This is a genomic window from Streptomyces aureus (assembly GCF_000725495.1).
Taxonomy (GTDB): Bacteria; Actinomycetota; Actinomycetes; order Streptomycetales; family Streptomycetaceae; genus Streptomyces; species Streptomyces aureus_B.
Genome location: NZ_JNZD01000103.1, coordinates 1 through 283 on the forward strand (window position 1 = coordinate 1; position 283 = coordinate 283).

General features: G+C 71.0%; 1 pseudogene. It reads left to right on the top strand.

The features are described 5' to 3' along the window. Positions 1–283, top strand: a pseudogene (locus IO36_RS36155) (alpha-1,4-glucan--maltose-1-phosphate maltosyltransferase); the annotation flags it as partial.

Here is a 283-nt window from a genome sequence, read left to right on the forward strand (position 1 = left end):
CCCGAACAACACGCTGTCGGCGGGGCCCGAGGATGTCGGGGTGCCCTGGGCGATCGGCTCGCCCGAGGGCGGTCACGACGCGATCCACCCGGCGCTGGGGACCCTGGAGGACTTCGACGCCTTCGTCGCCCGGGCGGCCTCGCTCGGGCTGGAGATCGCGCTCGACTTCGCGCTGCAGTGCTCTCCGGACCACCCCTGGGTGGACAAGCACCCCGAGTGGTTCCACCACCGGCCCGACAACACCATCGCCTACGCCGAGAACCCGCCCAAGAAGTACCAGGAC